14 protein-coding genes and 1 pseudogene are annotated in these 18216 nt (G+C 58.9%); 2 read left to right on the plus strand and 13 right to left on the minus strand.

Translation table 11 applies throughout. From position 1 onward, the window contains the following. Window positions 1–116: 116 nt before the first annotated feature. Window positions 117–1451, minus strand: coding sequence for a tRNA 5-hydroxyuridine modification protein YegQ (gene yegQ, locus ACQ4N9_RS08110; RefSeq protein WP_390969111.1), 1335 nt, complete (start codon window positions 1449–1451; stop codon window positions 117–119). 125 nt (window positions 1452–1576) lie between these two features. Between yegQ and ACQ4N9_RS08115 the strand changes: the two genes are divergently transcribed. Then, on the plus strand, window positions 1577–2641 hold the full coding sequence (locus tag ACQ4N9_RS08115; protein ID WP_125464792.1) for an AI-2E family transporter: 1065 nt from the start codon (window positions 1577–1579) through the stop codon (window positions 2639–2641). Window positions 2642–2665: 24 nt separating this feature from the next. Here ACQ4N9_RS08115 and ACQ4N9_RS08120 read toward each other — a convergent pair whose 3' ends face one another. Genes ACQ4N9_RS08120 through ACQ4N9_RS08140 form a run of 5 tightly spaced genes read right to left on the minus strand, consistent with a single transcriptional unit; the run spans window position 2666 to window position 8279 of the window. After that, a complete protein-coding gene (locus tag ACQ4N9_RS08120; RefSeq protein ID WP_390969109.1) occupies window positions 2666–3934 on the minus strand; it encodes an MATE family efflux transporter in 1269 nt (422 codons plus the stop codon). Window positions 3935–3981: 47 nt separating this feature from the next. Beyond that, window positions 3982–5154 carry a hypothetical protein gene (locus ACQ4N9_RS08125; protein ID WP_390969107.1) on the minus strand — a complete coding sequence of 391 codons (1173 nt, stop codon included), beginning with the start codon at window positions 5152–5154 and terminating at the stop codon, window positions 3982–3984. 25 nt (window positions 5155–5179) lie between these two features. Continuing rightward, window positions 5180–5695 (minus strand): hypothetical protein, encoded by a 516-nt coding sequence (locus ACQ4N9_RS08130; RefSeq protein WP_390969105.1) that lies wholly within the window; start codon window positions 5693–5695, stop codon window positions 5180–5182. Beyond that, window positions 5692–7215 (minus strand): hypothetical protein, encoded by a 1524-nt coding sequence (locus ACQ4N9_RS08135; protein WP_390969103.1) that lies wholly within the window; start codon window positions 7213–7215, stop codon window positions 5692–5694. Before ACQ4N9_RS08135 ends, ACQ4N9_RS08130 begins: the two co-directional genes overlap by 4 nt. Window positions 7216–7217: 2 nt before the next feature. Beyond that, on the minus strand, window positions 7218–8279 hold the full coding sequence (locus ACQ4N9_RS08140; RefSeq protein ID WP_390969100.1) for a hypothetical protein: 1062 nt from the start codon (window positions 8277–8279) through the stop codon (window positions 7218–7220). A 782-nt stretch (window positions 8280–9061) separates the two neighbouring features. On the opposite strand from ACQ4N9_RS08140, the pseudogene ACQ4N9_RS08145 reads away from it, so the two are divergent. After that, window positions 9062–9553: pseudogene (locus tag ACQ4N9_RS08145) on the plus strand (AI-2E family transporter); the annotation flags it as partial. 99 nt (window positions 9554–9652) lie between these two features. Here ACQ4N9_RS08145 and ACQ4N9_RS08150 read toward each other — a convergent pair. The 7 genes from ACQ4N9_RS08150 to nuoI all read right to left on the minus strand — a co-directional run bounded on the left by ACQ4N9_RS08150 (window position 9653) and on the right by nuoI (window position 18213). After that, the gene (locus ACQ4N9_RS08150) at window positions 9653–11719 is read right to left on the minus strand and encodes a TonB-dependent receptor family protein (protein WP_390969098.1); all 2067 of its coding nucleotides are present in this window, start codon (window positions 11717–11719) and stop codon (window positions 9653–9655) included. Between the two features lie 219 nt (window positions 11720–11938). Next, on the minus strand, window positions 11939–13408 hold the full coding sequence (gene nuoN / locus ACQ4N9_RS08155; protein WP_390969096.1) for an NADH-quinone oxidoreductase subunit NuoN: 1470 nt from the start codon (window positions 13406–13408) through the stop codon (window positions 11939–11941). A 7-nt stretch (window positions 13409–13415) separates the two neighbouring features. Further along, a complete protein-coding gene (gene nuoM / locus ACQ4N9_RS08160) occupies window positions 13416–14948 on the minus strand; it encodes an NADH-quinone oxidoreductase subunit M (protein ID WP_258642459.1) in 1533 nt (510 codons plus the stop codon). A 43-nt stretch (window positions 14949–14991) separates the two neighbouring features. Then, entirely contained in the window at window positions 14992–16845 is a 1854-nt protein-coding gene (gene nuoL / locus ACQ4N9_RS08165; protein WP_390969094.1) for an NADH-quinone oxidoreductase subunit L, read from the minus strand. After that, window positions 16842–17150 (minus strand): NADH-quinone oxidoreductase subunit NuoK, encoded by a 309-nt coding sequence (gene nuoK, locus ACQ4N9_RS08170; protein ID WP_008096201.1) that lies wholly within the window; start codon window positions 17148–17150, stop codon window positions 16842–16844. The genes nuoL and nuoK overlap by 4 nt, the downstream gene beginning before the upstream one ends. 3 nt (window positions 17151–17153) lie before the next feature. Then, on the minus strand, window positions 17154–17654 hold the full coding sequence (gene nuoJ, locus ACQ4N9_RS08175) for an NADH-quinone oxidoreductase subunit J (protein WP_110993939.1): 501 nt from the start codon (window positions 17652–17654) through the stop codon (window positions 17154–17156). Between the two features lie 10 nt (window positions 17655–17664). Beyond that, complete coding sequence (nuoI, locus tag ACQ4N9_RS08180; RefSeq protein WP_011534620.1) at window positions 17665–18213, minus strand: NADH-quinone oxidoreductase subunit NuoI; 549 nt, start codon at window positions 18211–18213, stop codon at window positions 17665–17667. Between the last annotated feature and the right edge of the window lie 3 nt (window positions 18214–18216).

Here is an 18216-nt window from a genome sequence, read left to right on the forward strand (position 1 = left end):
CCTCCCCCCGTGGGGGATTGTTCTTCCCCCGCGATGGCCTGCGAACAGCCCGAAGATGAGCCACGATCCTCGCCGCCAGAGCCTGTCAGTCACCTGAGGCGTGCATTACAGATTTGTCAGGCAGGCGCCTCGGCGTTGTCCAGGTCACGCATCAGCAGGCCGAACTCCAGCGACACCTGCTCGGGGATCGGCAGGTACACCACGTGGCCATCGCCGGGTGCCACTTCGATCGCCTGCTGCTGGCGGTCGTGCAGGCGGTGCAGGTCGAAGTGGTAGTTGCCGCGCGGGGTCATCAGCTCCAGGTGGTCGCCCACGGCGAAGCGGTTCTTCACTTTCACTTCGGCCAGGCCGTCAACCCGCACGCCAGTCAGCTCGCCAACGAATTGCTGGCGCTCGGACACCGAATTGCCGCGCTGGTAGTTCTGGTACTCGTCGTGCACGTGGCGGCGCAGGAACCCCTCGGTGTAGCCGCGCTGGGCGAGGGATTCGAGGTTGCCCATCAGGCCCCGGTCGAATGGCCTTCCGGCCACCGCGTCGTCGATGGCCTGGCGGTACGACTGCACCGCCCGGGCACAGTAGAAGTGCGACTTGGTGCGGCCCTCGATCTTCAGCGAGTGCACACCCATCTGCGTCAGCCGCTCGACATGCTGGATGGCGCGCAGGTCCTTGGCGTTCATGATGTAGGTGCCGTGCTCGTCCTCGAAGGCCGGCATCTCTTCGCCCGGGCGGTTGCTCTCCTGCAGCAGGAACACCTGGTCGGTGGGCGCACCCAGCCCCAGGGTCGGTTCGAATTCACGCACGATATCGCCGGTGGCGTTCTCGGTGGCCGGGGTGGCCTGGTACTTCCAGCGGCAGGCGTTGGTGCACGAGCCCTGGTTGGCGTCGCGCTTGTTCAGGTAGCCCGACAGCAGACAGCGCCCGGAGTAGGCCATGCACAACGCGCCGTGGACGAACACTTCCAGTTCCATCTGCGGCACCTGCTGGCGGATCTCTTCGATCTCTTCCAGCGACAGCTCGCGCGACAGGATCACCCGCGTCAGCCCCATCTGCTGCCAGAACTGCACGCTGGCCCAGTTCACCGTGTTGGCCTGCACCGAGAGGTGGATGGCCATCTGCGGGAAGTGCTGGCGCACCAGCATGATCAGCCCCGGGTCGGACATGATCAGCGCGTCCGGGCCCATTGCGATCACCGGCGCCAGGTCCCTGAGGAAGGTCTTGAGCTTGGCATTGTGCGGGGCGATGTTGACCACCACGTAGAAACGCTTGCCCTGGGCCTGGGCCTCCTGGATGCCGCGTGCCAGGTTGGCGTGGTCGAATTCGTTGTTGCGCACCCGCAGGCTGTAGCGCGGCTGGCCGGCGTACACCGCGTCGGCGCCATAGGCGAAGGCATAGCGCATGGTCTTCAGGGTGCCGGCGGGGGCGAGCAGTTCGGGCTTGGCGGGTGAGGTCATGGGTGCGCACCGGGGGCAAAAGGCGCGGATGCTACGGCGGCGGCGTTGCCGCGGTATTGATCTGGGTCAACGGCACTTTTGCCGTTACGACGCGCACTAAAGTGTTGAACCCCTGAGGAATGCCCATGAACGAGACCGTGTTGCAGAACAAGGCCCTGACTGCGCTGCTGGCGCTGGTGACCATTGCTTTCATCTGGATTCTCTTGCCGTACTTCGGCGCGATCTTCTGGGCCGTGGTGCTGGGCATCCTCTTCGCGCCCTTGCAGCGTCGTCTGCTGCTGCGCCTGGGCGGGCGGCGCAACCTGGCGACGTCACTGGCCCTGGTGGTCTGCCTGCTGATCGCGGTGCTGCCGGTGATCATCATCAGCATGCTGCTGGTGCAGGAGGGCGCGGCGCTGTACCAGCGCGTGGAGAGCGGCCAACTGGACATTGCCGGCTATATCGAACGCGGCAAGGATATGCTCCCGAACTATGCCCAGCATGCCCTGGACCGCATGGGCATGGGCAACCTCGACGGCCTGCGCGACAAGATCACCAAGTGGGCCACCCAGGGTAGCCAGTTCCTTGCAGGCCAGGCGTTCAGCTTCGGGCAGGGCACCTTCGAGTTCCTGGTGAGCTTCGGCATCATGCTCTACCTGTTGTACTTCTTCCTGCGCGAGGGCGCAGAGGTGGCGCGCAAGGTTCGCCAGGCCGTGCCGCTGCCCGAGCAGCAGAAACGCCGCTTGCAGCTGAAGTTCAAGCGCGTGGTTCGGGCCACGGTCAAGGGCAACCTGCTGGTGGCGATTACCCAGGGCGCGTTGGGTGGGTTGATCTTCTGGGTGCTGGATATCCCCAGTGCGCTGATCTGGGCGGTGCTGATGGCGTTCCTGTCGCTGCTGCCAGCGGTGGGCGCGGGGATCGTCTGGGCGCCGGTGGCGGCCTATTTCATCCTGACCGGGGCGACCTGGCAGGGCATCGTGCTGACTGCCTTCGGGGTACTGGTGATCGGGCTGGTGGACAACCTGTTGCGGCCGATCCTGGTGGGCAAGGACACGCGCATGCCGGACTACCTGGTGCTGGTGTCCACCTTGGGCGGGCTGGCGGTATTCGGGCTCAACGGCTTTGTGATCGGGCCGTTGATCGCGGCGTTGTTCGTGTCCAGCTGGGCGATCTTTGCCTCGACCAAGCCGCAGGTGCAGTTGCCGTCGTGACGGCTAGGCGTAGGAGGAGATGGTTCATGGTCGTTTAGCGCGACCGGGAAGGAGCTGCATTGGCTGGTCCACCAGCAGGTGAAGGGCTAGACGCCAGGTCAGCAAAGTCATGAGCACAAGTGTACTAATCGTCAATGACCAGAATATGAATTGGGTATCAGGCGCATAAATCCAGAAGAGCCCAGCTACCACTGAAAGGCCGAGCCCATTCATGCACAGAATCGTCATGAGAGTCGGGATCCAGAAATCACCGAGGCTTCTGAGAACCATACGTGCGACGATGTAGATAAACTCAAAGACCAAGAAGGGCGCTGCGAGTCTAAGATGGTCGCTGATCAAGCTGGCGGTAGCCAAATCCGCTGAATACAAATTGGCGACAGAAGAAGAAAAATACAGGCATATCAACAGACAGGGGGCAAGTAGCAAGCCTCCCAAGGCAAGCCCTTCAAACAATCGTCTCTTGACAACGTTCATTTCTCCTGTAATGGCTGCTGGAGCCAGGGAAATGGCAGTGGCATTACCAATACCTATAGAAATCATGTAAATGAGACTAAGAAAATGGATAGTGGCTTGATAGGCCGCCAATGAGGTGTCGCCTTGCGCTTTGGCAATCAGCGAGAATGCGAAGTACAGGAAACTCTCACCACCGAAACAGATTGCCAATGGAACGCCTCGGTAGATGAATAGGCAGTAGTCCTTACTGCCCGGTATGCGGGCGATGGATTTGTTCTCAGACGGCGCAAAATTTTTTCTCAATAGGAGGAGTGTAACGACGATGAATGCCCAGCGCAACAAGCTAAACGCGGTAACAAATTGCTCTATCGTGATATCGAACGCGCCAACGGTGTAGGCGCTTGCCGCGGTCAGTAATGCAATGTTGAAACACCATACAAACATGAACTCATACTTCGGCTGTTCCAAGGCGTTCAGGTAATTGAATATGACGATTTGAAGATAGATGGCGGGGAGTGATAAAGAGAACAGAAACAGAATCTTGCCATCCGGTTGATTCAATTCTTCGCTGGAGTCGGCCATCACGTGCAGGTAGATATATATGGCGAGCACGATTAAAGACCCTAAGCCCAGTGCCAATCTGAGACCCGACTGAAGAAGTATCCGCAGGCTTTCCACGTTGTGATTGCGGGAAGCGGCGACATCGATCATCAGCGTGGAAAAAAAACCGATGCCGGTTACAGTTGCCAAGGAAACGAACGCCCATGCGAATGACGCATGTCCTTGTGAGTTTGGAAGGGCGTGACCTACGAACGACAGGAACAGGAATGATGAAACCATCTCTCCGACTCTTGAAATGATCAGAGTTGCTGCGAGTCTGGCGATTATCATATGAATAGCATCTCCGAGAGGATCTGATTGTATACATCATCTTCCCAGTCATGACGCGCAGTAAGTCCCAGGGAGTCAAGGAAGGTCGAGAAGATTCGACCAAACAGAAAGTGAAGCGAGAGATTGCGGGCATCGAATGCCGCTGAGGCGGAAAGGTTGATCGGATGCCCTCGATTGACAATATTGATTCTCTTGCCTTCCCAGTCCAGTGAGTCGCTGTTGCCTGATTCAAAGGCTAGCTTGAGGGCTGTTGAGAATTCATCGTCGTATGACGTTACGACCAAGAGATAGGATCTATGTTTCATTGATGTTAAAACATTTTCATTTACACCTTGTTGTCCTGACATTGAAAAGCAGTAATCATAGCGGTCCGCGATAAGCTCTAATTGCCTGGGCGTCAGTGTTTCAAATCCTTCGGTCGAAGCCATGAATAAGCGTGCGTTGTCTGTATCCATGACTGAAATTCTTTGCGCCCCCATTGCTTTCAACGCTAAACAAAACGAGCGCCCGATACGGCCATAACCGACAATAAGGGTAGGCTTGTGGGGCGACCAGTCAGTTATAAATTTTCCTAGATGGCCAAGGATGATGTTGGCGACCATTACATTTTCAGCCATCTTGTAGGAGTCGAAAGCAACGGATTTGAAGCGATTGGACTCCATGTGGAAGCGAGTTTTCTTGTACTTGAAGTGACCATTTGCCGTGTCTTCAAGCACTAGTATCAGGCGATCTCCTAAAAAGACGGACAATTCATCAATGAAAGGTGCGAAGTAGCCACCTATGTCGAAGATGATCACTGGGCTTTTACTGGAGAGCAAGAGAGTCATGATTTCACTTATCGAATCACGGAAGTCGCACCTGGCGCGCGCTTTGAGGAGGCGGGTAGGGTTTTTTATGTGCCGCAGGAGGTTGGTGTTGAGTGATGACTTCTTGGGGATGAGGTAGAGGTCATCAAAGGCTGACATCCAACTATTATAGATGCTGATGTTGACCGTGGTTGAAATGTGTGCAAGTGAAAGAATAGTACAATTTGCTACGGCGGGGTGTTGATGGGCGTCATACGCATTGATTATCTGTTGGTAGAGTGACTCTGCAATTCTGTGCGCCGACAGATAATTGAGGCGTGATGCGAGAGGTAAATGTCTGGCGAGCGAGTCAATGTTGTTCATTACCGATGACTTCCATTTAGGCTGGCTACCGGAGGGGGTTGATTAACAGCGTGAACAGTAAGTCGTAGGCAGCTGCGAGAGCCGGAAGTGATAAATCCAGCGTCTCACGATGTATTTTCAGCGGGCAGGGGGAGTACAGGGAAACAAAGCGCTGGAGGGCTTCGGAATAGTCAAGCGCGTTGATGGGATGTCTGCTCGCTTCGTCGTTAGCATGGCAAATCCAGTTGGACTCGCCTGGAAGTTGAAGCGCGATTTTCAGGTCGCTCTCGAGGATCTCTGTGGCTGCTTGGCGAGTTTCGTGACATAAGAAAGTTAATCGCCCTGTCAGGTAGACGATGCCAGATAGCGCTAAGGTAGTCGGAGTCTGCCAGTTTCCATTTACTATTGTATGGCTCATGTCCGCCATTGTAAGGATCAACTCAGCATCGGAGCCAATGCTCTTCTGCTTGAATGTAAGCTCTCCCTCCGGATCCACGGCTATTTTGCGGATAGCAGGCAGCAGCAGGAGCTCGTTGAAATATTGAGTGTTGGTCATATTCATAGAGGAACTACCGTGGTGGTCGGAGTGTCGAGATAGATTTTTTTGTTAATCAGCGTGTTAGGGGTGAACTCACCCTGCGCGATGAATATGGCGGGGATTCCATAGCGTCTGGCATACGCTGCTCGCATGAAAAACTGATCGCGATCGGGGCCATGGAAAATGAAGGCTTCTGGGAAGTCTTTGGGGTCGAAAGGAAAGTCGGAATTCGGATGAATGAGACAGATGTGGCTATTCCCCCATCCTGCCTGTCCTTCTTGGAGGATGCCTATGGATGTTCCGGGAACTTCACATATGGCTTGGTAGGAGAAATCAGTGGTCGGGTTACTTTCAAAGTCTAGGCACTCCTTGAGGATGCAGAGTTGCTCATCAATGTCCACTATATAAATAGACGTGCCTTTGTGACTTGCGTGCGATGCATGAGGGTTTTCGAGCTTCGTGATGAGTACTTGCTTTGCGTTGGCGTTGATTAAATGAGCTCGATATAGCAGTTCAGGTCCTAGCCATCTATGTTTGTTAGTCAGGCCACCGGAAAACACGTAATTACTGGTGGTGCGTGCTATGGTAACTGTTTTAAAAAGCTCAATTGCGTTGGTTGTAAGGTACGATTCCTTGGCATCCTTAAACTGATCTTGGCACAGAATCTCCTCGACCGTGGTCGTGCTGTTTGGTGAGAGGTCCGCGAGACCATATATGCCGCTGCGACGATTGTATAGGCTCGAGAGCAAGTGCGGCTTCAAACCATATTTCAATAAGCGCAGGATCAGCCCGGGAGGTTGGGTGCCGGAGCGATTATGCATGATAGGCCCATCGCAGGCTGAAAATTGCATGCTGTTGTAAACAATTTTCCCAGCATCGACTTTTGAAAAGCTCACTCCGGACCCGATTTGGCAGATGACACCGTTGAACAAGTGGATGTCGTGTGTTTCTGCCAAATTCTGAAGGCAAGCCTTTATGGCAAGCCCATGATAACCATGCGCGTAGAGGCCATACCGCCTGATGATGTCATGGGCAAATGGAACGGTAGCTTCCTTGTGCAGTGACAACGTACTCACCGCCTGATCCCTGACCATGAGCTGTTGTGCATCAGGGTACAAGGCACAAGATTCTCTCAGTACGGCCAGGCACAACGTGTTATGTCGCGAGCTGAGGTAGTCGTTGAAGGCGAGTATCATTTGATTTTTGCGGGTGAAGGGTTCAACAGATGTTCCGAAACCCGAAAATTTGACCCGGTGTCCAACGATCTTGGGTGCTGGCCAATTGAGTTCGGCCAAGACGGAGCTGCATTTTTCCATAATGACAGCTGCTGCCTGTTGAAGGTTGTCGCATACTGTTACTGAATAGGTCTCGTTTCGACAGTTGGGTAATTCGTGATATCTGATTTTTATGGTTTGGGTCGCAAGGCCTATGAAGTTAATGTTGATGTCGATGCGTTGCTCGCCATGAAATATTGAAGTCTTTATTGAGGAGCTTCCAGCATTCACAGCCATGATGCATCCATGCTTGGCGGGCACTGTGTTCATGCTTAGTCCCACTCCTTTAGTAGGCAGGTCAGTGAAGGTGTATCCTCGGTAGTGAAAAATTTCTTCCTGAAGTAGTATTCGCAAGTAGAGATTTTATGCTCGGTCTGATGGCGGCTATTGAATTCAAGGTTTAGAGCGGTTAGTGATGCTTCGGTTGAAGGATAAATCTGGCTTTTGTTGAGTATTGCCTCCATGGCGGTAAAGACCTTGTCCATGTAGTTCAATGCGTCCTCTATGTATTTTCGGCATGCGGGCTCGGTTGAGGCGCCTTGTCGGGAGAGCTCAAAAAACTCCTGTTTCAAGTCGTCGTGGCCCTCGACTCGAAACATGTTCGAATATACCCATTTTGGATGTTTGTTGGTAATGCCCGTCAGATAGCTGAAGCTCATTGTGGTTTTAAGCATCATGTCGCGTGTGATTTCGCAGCCCATCCAGAGATTTCCTGATTGCCAGCAACCTTGTACGTCTTGGAACGCATAGAACACAGGGAGCTTCTCTCGATGGGCGACGTAGATATATTTCTCTCGAGGAATAGATTTTTTCAAGACGTCAAATCTTGAAGTGTTTACCAACGCAGTGCCGGTTAAGGAGCGGTGGATGACATTATTCTCACGCTCCACTAATACGGGGGTGTAGAGGAATCGCTGATCCAAGGAGATAGCATCGAAAGCAGTTTCGATTTTTTCTATGATCAATTCGACTTCGGCGAACGTGATGTAATCGGTGTCTATGTGCAGCCCGCTATGATCGTAGAAGTCTGTTGTGTTATGGACTTCATCGTTGCGTGTCAGATAGTGATAGTTTATATCGGTTACAAGAGCGTGTTGTGTTTCGCGGAAATCATATGCTGTTGGTCGCTTGTCGCATAGTACGATGCAGTCGATGTCGGAATGTGTAGTGCCGATACCTTCGATAAGCGTGCCTGAGACGAGAAGGGTGCTCCCGTCCTCAATGTGGGCGCGGTCACGGAGATACTGCTTTGGAATGGTAATAGTTCCATTCAAGATTGAGATGCTTTCTTTGTCTATGTTCGAGTTGTGGGTTTTAATTAGTATCTCTTTCATGTTTTTGCCTTTCTGGTGTTTTTTTGTCTGTCTTTGGTTTTTCGCAAGTTTCGTCATTAAGTGTTGTCAGCTGTTTTTTCGAGAAGTGCATGAGACTATGAGAGTGTTCGCACAAGGCGGTGCGAGGTTGAGCGTGTATGAGAAACTTATCCCGTATTGTGGTTTGGGGTGCAGATTTTTAGCCAATCAGATCTATTTTTTGGAAGCAAGGGATTTGTCGAGAAAATTTCTATCTTTTATAAATTTTTATTGTTTTCAGGTGGTTATGCTCCTTGAGCGTGGGTGATGGATTTGTTGGTTGGTGGCGAGGGTTTCAGTTATGAATGTAGATGGAGTCGTTGCATGCTGGGTATGTGTAGGATGCATATCGAATACCCGTAAGACTTTTCGTTCAGATAAACCTCTGTATTAAACGCGGTATGTGTGGCGGGCTTGTGAATTAGATTGGATTTGGGGTGGCTTGTGCTTTCTCATGTATTTAGGTGTCAATGATTGCTCAATTTGATTTCCACTGGTGTAAAGAATGCAGTTAGTTATTTTTTTGGCTGTTAATGTTGCTTTTGAAGTGCCGTCTCGACACCCTGATTGTCCATAGCGCTTTCGTCTTGTCAGGTAAGGATTCTGCGATATCCACGCGATACGAACTTTTCAGCGTAGGCAGAATGGAAATTGACCGAGGATCTGTTCATAGCCCTTCGGTATTCGGCTGCTTTAAAAGTTGATGACGGCTTCGTGCTCAACGACATTTTTGGAGGCTGCGTTGCGGTACGACCTGGCGGGACATACCCGAGCAGCAGAAGCGCCGCCTGCAACTGAAGTTCAAGCGCGTGGTACGGGCCACGGTCAAGGGCAACCTGCTGGTGGCGATTACCCAGGGCGCGTTGGGCGGGTTGATCTTCTGGGTGCTGGATATCCCCAGTGCGCTGATCTGGGCGGTGCTGATGGCGTTCCTGTCGCTGCTGCCGGCGGTGGGCGCGGGGATCGTCTGGGCGCCGGTGGCGGCCTATTTCATCCTGACCGGGGCGACCTGGCAGGGCATCGTGCTGACCGCCTTCGGGGTATTGGTGATCGGGCTGGTGGACAACCTGTTGCGGCCGATCCTGGTGGGCAAGGACACGCGCATGCCGGACTATCTGGTGCTGGTGTCCACCTTGGGCGGGCTGGCGGTATTCGGGCTCAACGGCTTTGTGATCGGGCCGTTGATCGCGGCGTTGTTCGTGTCTAGCTGGGCGATCTTTGCCTCGACCAAGCCGCAGGTGCAGTTGCCGTCCTGAAAGGGCCATTCGCGGGTAAACCCGCTCCCACAGGGAACTGCACGAAACCTGTGGGAGCGGGTTTACCCGCGAATGGGCTGCATCGCAGCCCCAAACTGTTTATCGGAAGCTGTACGACACCCCCGCATATACACCGAAGCCTTCCCCCGGCGTCGAGCGGGCGACATCCTTGCCGCCATCGTCATACCCCGGCGTCACCGTCGCCGCATAGCGCTTGTCGGTCAGGTTGCGCAGGTCCAGCCAGGTCTGCCAGTCCCGTTTCGGCGAATCCCAGCCCAGCCGTGCGCCGAGCAGGGCGTAGGCGTCGGCGGGGTAGCTGTTGGCATAGTCCACCTGCACCTTGGAGGCCATCTGCGTATTTACCCCGGCATAGAAACCGCTCGGCCAGTCGTAGCGCAGTTCGGCCTGGTAATAGTGCATGGGGATGCCGGGCAGGCGGTTGTCGCCGAACTTGTCGTCGTCGCGGTAGTGGAAGTCGCTGAAGGTGTAGGCCTGGCGCAGGCTCAGCTTGCCAGTGCCGGGCTGCTCCCAGAGCGTGCTGTCCAGGCCGGCTTCGACGCCCTGGTGCACGGTGGGGCTGGCGTTGAACTCCTTGGGCAGCGCCCCTTGCACGATCTCCACGGCCAGCAGTTCATGGCGAACCTGCGCGTAGTACCAGGCCAGGTCCCATCGGCCCAGCGCCGAATCGCCGCGTGCGCCCAGTTCCAGGGTGGTGGCGGTCTGGTTCTGCATCTCGATCGGCTGGGTCGCCGAGGTCGAGCTCCAGACCAGCGACCACGGGTGCGGCGGCTCCACCGAACGGCTGAGGTTGCCGTACACCTGCAGGTCCGGGCGGATGTCGTAGCGCAGGCCCACGCGCGGCGCGTAGTCCCAGTCGTGCTGGCTGACCTTGCCGCCCGTGGCGGGGTAGGTCAGTGAGCTATAGGTGACGTCACTCTCACGGCGGGTATAGATCGCCGCAAGCCCGGTGGTCAGCCACAGGTCGGGGATCAGCTCGAGGTCGTTGCCCACATGCAGCACGGTGTCCGAGCCCTGGTAGCTGAAGTCGCGGCTGCGGGCGCCGAAGTTGTCGCCGCCGCTGCGGGCGAACTGCGAGGCACCGCTGTTGGGCAGGTGCTTGGTGGTGCGCCAGCCGACCGTGGTCTTGCTCTCGTGGCCGAACAGGGTGTCGCGACGCATGTAGTTCAGGGTGCCGCTGACATCGGTGTAGGCAACCTTCAGGCGCATCGGGCCTTCGCGCAGGTCCATGGGGAAGTCGTGATAGACCAGCCCGGCCTCCAGGCGCGAATCGTCGTCGAGGAAGAACGTGGTCTTGTTGCCCACCCAGGTGCTGCCCGGCTGCGGGCGGCTGTCGTCGCGGGCCAGGTAGGCGGCGTTGGCCGCACGCGGGTGGTGCTTGATCTGGTCCTTGGTCAGGCGCCCGGCAAGCTCGTTCTCGGTTTCGCGGTAGCGCAGGTAGAAGCGCGTTTCCAGGTTCGGGTTGAAGCGGTAGCCAAGGTTGGCGGCGATGCCCTTGGCGCTGCCACTGCTGTGCGCCTGGTAACCGTCGTATTCCGAGTCGGTCAGGGCCACGTAGTAGTCGAGGTTGCCCAGCACCTGGCCGCTGCTGACATGCCGGTGCTGGTAGCCACGGCTGCCGACCTCGTAGCGCACCTGCAAGGGCGCGGCATCGTAGCCGGTATGGGTGACGTAGTTGATCGCGCCGCCCAGGGCCAGCGAGCCCTGGTCGAAGCCGTTGGCGCCGCGCAGCACTTCGGCGCGGCTCAGCCACAGCGGCTCGAACAGTTCATAGGGGGTGCCACCTGGGCCGGTCAGCGGCAGGCCGTCGAACATGGTGTATACGCCGGAGCCGTGGGCGCCGGGCGCACGGTTGATGCCCGAGCCGCGGATCGACAGCTTGATGCCGTCGTTGCCGGCCGACTGGGCGAACACCCCGGGCTGGTAGGCGAGCACGTCCTGGTTGCTGGCCACCCGACCCTGGCCCACCTTGTCCATGTCCACCAGGTTGCTGGCGCCGGGGATTTCGTGCAGACGCTCGGCGGCGGCTTCCAGTTCGGATTGCTGCTGGCCCTGGATCAGCACCTGGTCGAGTTCGACGCGGTTGGCGGCCTGGGTGGTGCCGGCGACGAACAGCGCCAGCAGGGAGTAGGGCAGGGTGGGGCGCATGGGGACGGGGTTCCAGATCGAGTGCGGGAGTCTGACGCTGCAAAAGGCAGACGAAGCACAGTGGTCGATCTGTAGGGGGCATGGGGCTGCGTTGCAGCCCTTTCGCCGGCAAGCCGGCTCCCACAGGGGCGATGCTGTTCTGTGGGAGCCGGCTTGCCGGCGAAAGGGCCAAAAAAAACACCCCGCCGAGGCGGGGTGTCTGGTGACGCTAGCAGCCGATCAACCGATCAGTTGCAGGCCAGCCTGTTGCACCATTTCCAGCAGTGGCTGCGGGTACACACCCAGCACAAAGGCGAGAATGGCGATGGCCAGCAGCATCACGCCGCCGGTGCGCTGTTCCCACTTCAGCGGGGCGTCGTGGCGACGCAGGTTCGGCTCGACCAGGTACAGGGTAACCATGACGCGCAGGTAGTAGTACACGCCGATGGCACTGCCCAGCACCAGGGCGCCGACCAGCCACCACAGCTGCGACTCGACACCGGTGGCAATGATGTAGAACTTGCCGATGAAGCCCGCAGTCAGCGGGATACCGGCCAGCGACAGCATCATCACGGTCAGTACCGCGGTCAGGTACGGACGGCGCCAGAACAGGCCGCGGTACTCGTACAGGGCGTCGGCGTCACGGCCGGCGTAAGGCGAGGACATCAGGGTGATCACGCCGAAGGCGCCGAGGCTGGTGATCACGTAGGTGACCAGGTACACACCCATGGCTTCCATGGCCAGGCCCTTGCTGGCGACCAGGGCGATGACCAGGTAGCCGAAGTGGGCGATGGACGAGTAACCGAGCAGGCGCTTGAGGTTGCTCTGGGTCAGCGCCAGCAGGTTGCCGATCAGGATCGAGGCCACGGCGATGACCGCCAGTACGGTGCTCAGCACGCCGCTGCTGGCGGCAGGGGAGAGCATGAACAGGCGCACGACCACGGCGAGCACCGCGACCTTGCTGGCGGTGGCCAGGAACGCGGCCACCGGCGCCGGGGCGCCTTCGTACACATCCGGGGTCCACAGGTGGAACGGCACCAGCGACAGCTTGAACGCCAGGCCGACCAGCATCATGCCCAGGCCCAGCTGGGCCAGCAGGCTTGGCATGCTGGTGGCGGCCAGGGCTTTGCCCAGCTGGTCGAAGGTCAGGCTGCCGGCGTCGGCGTACAGCAGGGCCATGCCGAACAGCAGGAAGGCGGAACCGGCGGCCGACAGCACCATGTACTTGATGCCGGCTTCCAGCGAGCGCTTGTTGAAGAACGCATACGCCACCAGGCCGTAGACCGGCACCGACAGCAGCTCCAGGCCGATGAACAGGCCGGCCAGGTGGTTGGCGCTGACCAGCACCAGGCCGCCCAGTGCCGACATCAGCAGCAGCAGGTAAAGCTCTTCACGGTTGCCCGGGAAGCCCTTGGAGCCTTCGCCCAGATAAGCGTGGGCGAGGGTCACGCAGGCCAGCGTCGCCACCAGCACGATGGCCATGTACAGGCAGGCGAACTTGTCGATGGTGACCAGCGAGGTGACCGCCAGCGGTGCAACCTTCAGTGCCGGCAGGATCGACAGCAGGGCCAGGTTCAGGCCCACGGTGGACAGCAGGAAAGTCTGCGAGTGGTTGCGCTTCCAGGCGATCGCCAGCATCACCACCACCGTGGTGATGGTGGTGATCAGCATCGGCGCCAATGCGATGAAGTGTTGAGTGGTGAATTCCATAGCGCTCTTACCGGGCCGAAGCGAGTTGAGTGAAAGCGGAACCGAGCCACTGCTGCACACCGCTCATGGTGGCGGCAGAGGTGTCGAGGAACGGCTGCGGATACACGCCCAGCAGGATCAGCAGGCCAGCCAGGCCCAGCACCATGATCATCTCGCGGGTGTCCATGCCTGCCAGTACGGTGTCGGCCTTGGCCGGGCCGAAGTAGGCGCGGTGGATCATGATCAGCGAGTAGACCGAACCGAACACCAGACCGGTGGTGGCGATCACGGTGATCCACGGTACGTGGGCGAAGCTGCCGATCAGGATCAGGAACTCACCGACGAAGTTACCGGTGCCTGGCAGGCCCAGCGACGCGGCGGCGAAGAACAGGCTGATGGCCGGCAGGTAGGCGATGCGGTGCCACAGGCCACCCATCTGGCGCATGTCACGGGTGTGCAGGCGCTCGTACAGCTGGCCGGACAGGATGAACAGCGCGGCGGCCGACAGGCCGTGGGCCAGCATCTGGATCACCGCGCCTTGCAGGGCCTGCTGGCTGCCGGAGTAGATGCCGATCAGCACGAAGCCCATGTGCGAGACGCTGGAGAAGGCGATCAGGCGCTTGATGTCGGTTTGCGCGAAGGCCAGGAAGGCACCGTAGAAGATACCGATCAGGCCCAGGGTCATGGCGATCGGCGCGAACTCGGCCGAGGCGTTCGGGAACAGCGGCAGGGCGAAGCGCAGCAGGCCGTAGGCCGCGGTCTTCAGCAGGATGCCCGCCAGGTCCACGGAACCTGCGGTCGGTGCCTGGGCGTGAGCGTCAGGCAGCCAGGAGTGGAACGGCACCACCGGCAGTTTCACCGCGAAGGCGATGAAGAAGCCCAGCATCAGCACGTATTCCACGCCAGCCGGCAGTTCGGCCTTGAGCAGGTCGCTGTAGTTGAAGGTCAGCACACCGGTGGTGTTGTAGTTGACCAGCACCAGGCCAAGGATCGCCACCAGCATGATCAGGCCGCTGGCCTGGGTGAAGATGAAGAACTTGGTCGCTGCGTAGATCCGGGTCTTCTTGCCGTCCGACGAACTGTGACCCCAGAGCGCGATGAGGAAGTACATCGGCACCAGCATCATTTCCCAGAAGAAGAAGAACAGGAACAGGTCCAGGGCCAGGAACACACCGACCACGCCGCCGAGGATCCACATCAGGTTGAGGTGGAAGAAGCCGACGTGGCGCTGGATCTCTTTCCACGAGCACAGTACCGACAGCACGCCGAGCAGGCCGGTCAGCAGGATCATCAGCAGCGACAGGCCGTCCAGGGCCAGGTGCACGCTGATGCCGAAACGCTTGATCCACTCGAACTTGTATTCGAGGGCCCAGTGCGGTTCGGCGCCCGGCGCCGGGGCCAGGGTGTAGTCGCCGTTAGCCCACAGCCACAGGCCGATGCCGAGCAGCAGGGACATGGTCAGCAGCGCGATCCAGCGGGGCAGGGTGGCGCCGAAGCGCTCACCCAGCCAGCACAGGAGGCCGCCGATGAAGGGGATCAGGATCAGCCAAGGCAAAATCATGACGGGTTGGTTTCCTTTGGCAAAGTCGCAAGGTTCTTCATAGTCATACCGCAGCCACTACCACAGCGCCCAGCACCAGCACGGCGCCGACGGCGATCGAGGCGGTGTACCAACGCAGCTGGCCGGTCTCGGTCTTGCTCATGGCGACGTTGCCGCCGCGAGCCATCCGTGGGATCAGGCCGATGCTGCGGTCCACCGGGTCCTTGCGCAGGATGTGGCAGATCAGCAGGTAAGGTTTGACGAACAGCTTGTCGTAGATCCAGTCGAAGCCCCAGGCGGCGAACCACCAGGCCGACAGGACGCGACCGATACCACTGTTGGCGATGCTGCTGACAAAGCGACGCTTGCCCAGGAACAGCAGGGCCGACAGCAGGATACCGGCGATGGCGATGGCGCCCGAGGCGATCTCCAGCGAGTGCTTGGCTTCGCCACCGGCGTGGCCGGCGCTCTCAGGCAGCACGCCTGCCAGTGGCGGGTGGATCCAGGCGCCGATGAAGGTCGACAGCACGATCAGCACACCCAGCGGCAGCCAGTGGCTGATGCCGTGGCCGGCGTGGGCTTCGGTCTTGGCTTCGCCGTGGAAGGCGATGAAGATCAGGCGGAAGGTGTACAGCGAGGTCATGAACGCGCCGACCAGGCCGGCGTACAGCAGGCCGGTGTTGCCGCTGGCGAAGGCTTCCCAGAGGATCTCGTCCTTGGAGTAGAAGCCCACGGTCAGGATCGGCAAGGCGGCCAGTGCAGCGCCACCGACCACGAAGCTGGCATAGGCCAACGGCAGCTTCTTCCACAGGCCGCCCATCTTGAAGATGTCCTGCTCGTGGTGGCAGGCAACGATCACCGCACCCGAGGCAAGGAACAGCAGGGCCTTGAAGAAGGCGTGGGTCATCAGGTGGAAGATCGCCGCGTCCCAGGCACCTACGCCCAGGGCCAGGAACATGTAGCCGATCTGGCTCATGGTCGAGTAGGCGAGGATACGCTTGATGTCGGTCTGCACCAGCGCGGCGAAGCCGGCCAGCACCAGGGTCACGCCACCGACCACGCCCACAAGATGCAGGACGTCCGGGGCCAGCAGGAACAGGCCGTTGGTACGGGCGATCAGGTAAACGCCCGCGGTCACCATGGTTGCGGCGTGGATCAGTGCCGAAACCGGGGTCGGGCCCGCCATCGCGTCGGCCAGCCAGGTCTGCAGCGGCAGCTGGGCCGATTTACCGACCGCGCCACCCAGCAGCATCAGGGTGGCCAGGACCATCCAGGTGTCACCGGCCTGGAACTTCTGCGGTGCCAGCACCAGCAGTTCCTGCACGTTCAGCGTGCCCACCTGGGCGAACAGGATGAACAGGCCGATGGCCATGAACACGTCGCCGATGCGGGTGACGATGAACGCCTTGAGTGCCGCGTTACCGTTGTTGCGGTTGCTGTAGTAGAAACCGATCAACAGGTACGAGCACAGGCCCACGCCTTCCCAGCCGAAGTAGATGAACAGCAGGTTATCGCCCAGCACCAGGAACAGCATGCTGGCGATGAACAGGTTGGTGTACGAGAAGAAGCGCGAGTAACCGGCTTCGCCACGCATGTACCAGGAGGCGAACAGGTGGATCAGGAAGCCCACGCCGGTGACCACGCCCAGCATGGTGACCGACAGGCCATCCACGTACAGGGTGAAGTTCGGCGCGAAGCCGTCCACCGACATCCACTGCCACAGCAGCTGGCTGTACGCACCGCCCTCAGGCGGGGCGACGTTGAACTGCCAGATCACGTAGGCGGCGGTGGCCGCCGACAGACCGACCGAGCCGACGCCGATCAGCGCGGACAGGTTCTCCGAGAACCGCCCACGGGAGAACGACAGCAGCAGGAAGCCGATCAGGGGGAATACGAACGTCAGGAAGATAAGGTTCATCCGCGCATCTCACTGGCAGCATCGATGTCGAGAGTGTGGAAGCGGCGATACAGCTGCAGCAGGATCGCCAGGCCAATGCTGGCCTCGGCGGCTGCCAGGCTGATCACCAGAATGAACATCACCTGGCCGTCGGGTTGGACCCAACGGGCACCGGCGACGATGAACGCCAGGGCAGAGGCGTTCATCATGACTTCCAGGCTCATGAGCACGAAGAGGATGTTGCGGCGGACCATCAGGCCAACCAGACCTAAGCAGAACAGGATGCCGGCGACCGCCAGACCATGCTCGAGAGGGATAGCACCCATGATTTACTCCTTCGCCTCGTTGCGGCCCAGGTGGAAGGCGGTGACGGCTGCCGCGAGCAGCAGCATCGAAGCCAGTTCAACCACCAGCAGGTACGGCCCGAACAGGCTGATGCCGACTTCTTTGGCGCTGACGGTGGTACCGCTGATGGCGGCGCCCGACGGGCTGACGAACAGCACGTACAGCAGCTCCAGCAGCAGCAGGGCGGCGAGGATCACCGGCCCCGCCCAGATGCCGGGCTTGAGCCAGCCGCGTTCCTGGGCGACCGAGGCCGGCCCGAGGTTGAGCATCATCACCACGAACACGAACAGCACCATGATGGCGCCGGCGTAGGCGATCACTTCCAGGGCGCCGGCGAAAGGCGCACCGAGGGAGAAGAAGATCATCGCCACGGAAATCAGCGAGATGATCAGGTAGAGCAGGGCGTGCACCGGGTTGGTGCCGGTCACCACGCGAAGCGTGGAGACAACGGCGACACCGGATGCGAAGTAGAAAGCGAATTCCATCTTTCTGTCCTTATGGGAGCAAGCTCTTCACGTTGATCGGCTCGGCTTCGTTCTGCGCAGAGCCTTTCGGCTTGCCAGCGATGGCCATACCGGCAACACGGTAGAAGTTGTAGTCAGGGTTCTTGCCGGGGCCGGAGATCAGCAGATCTTCTTTCTCGTACACCAGGTCCTGACGCTTGAACTCGGCCATTTCGAAATCCGGGGTGAGCTGGATCGCGGTGGTCGGGCACGCTTCTTCACACAGGCCGCAGAAGATGCAACGCGAGAAGTTGATGCGGAAGAACTCGGGGTACCAACGACCGTCCTCGGTCTCGGCCTTCTGCAGCGAAATGCAGCCGACCGGGCAGGCCACCGCGCAGAGGTTGCACGCTACGCAGCGCTCCTCGCCGTCGGGGTCGCGGGTGAGGACGATGCGGCCGCGGTAGCGCGGCGGCAGGTACACGGGTTCTTCGGGGTACTGCAGGGTGTCGCGCTTGCGGAACCCGTGGGAGAACACCATCACCAGGCTGCGCAGCTGAGTGCCGGTGCCCTTAACGATGTCGCCGATATACTTGAACATGGG

It is taken from the genome of Pseudomonas sp. ES1 (assembly GCF_050586605.1).
Classification (GTDB): Bacteria; Pseudomonadota; Gammaproteobacteria; order Pseudomonadales; family Pseudomonadaceae; genus Aquipseudomonas; species Aquipseudomonas sichuanensis.

Coding starts and splice junctions, on each gene's coding strand:
- nuoI (WP_011534620.1), bottom strand. CDS start 18,213: ATGTTCAAGTATATCGGCGACATCGTTAAGGGCACCGGCACTCAGCTG.
- ACQ4N9_RS08125 (WP_390969107.1), bottom strand. CDS start 5,154: ATGAACAACATTGACTCGCTCGCCAGACATTTACCTCTCGCATCACGC.
- ACQ4N9_RS08135 (WP_390969103.1), bottom strand. CDS start 7,215: ATGAACACAGTGCCCGCCAAGCATGGATGCATCATGGCTGTGAATGCT.
- ACQ4N9_RS08120 (WP_390969109.1), bottom strand. CDS start 3,934: ATGGTTTCATCATTCCTGTTCCTGTCGTTCGTAGGTCACGCCCTTCCA.
- nuoM (WP_258642459.1), bottom strand. CDS start 14,948: ATGATTTTGCCTTGGCTGATCCTGATCCCCTTCATCGGCGGCCTCCTG.
- nuoL (WP_390969094.1), bottom strand. CDS start 16,845: ATGAACCTTATCTTCCTGACGTTCGTATTCCCCCTGATCGGCTTCCTG.
- ACQ4N9_RS08140 (WP_390969100.1), bottom strand. CDS start 8,279: ATGAAAGAGATACTAATTAAAACCCACAACTCGAACATAGACAAAGAA.
- ACQ4N9_RS08130 (WP_390969105.1), bottom strand. CDS start 5,695: ATGAATATGACCAACACTCAATATTTCAACGAGCTCCTGCTGCTGCCT.
- ACQ4N9_RS08115 (WP_125464792.1), top strand. CDS start 1,577: ATGAACGAGACCGTGTTGCAGAACAAGGCCCTGACTGCGCTGCTGGCG.
- nuoN (WP_390969096.1), bottom strand. CDS start 13,408: ATGGAATTCACCACTCAACACTTCATCGCATTGGCGCCGATGCTGATC.
- nuoJ (WP_110993939.1), bottom strand. CDS start 17,654: ATGGAATTCGCTTTCTACTTCGCATCCGGTGTCGCCGTTGTCTCCACG.
- yegQ (WP_390969111.1), bottom strand. CDS start 1,451: ATGACCTCACCCGCCAAGCCCGAACTGCTCGCCCCCGCCGGCACCCTG.
- nuoK (WP_008096201.1), bottom strand. CDS start 17,150: ATGGGTGCTATCCCTCTCGAGCATGGTCTGGCGGTCGCCGGCATCCTG.
- ACQ4N9_RS08150 (WP_390969098.1), bottom strand. CDS start 11,719: ATGCGCCCCACCCTGCCCTACTCCCTGCTGGCGCTGTTCGTCGCCGGC.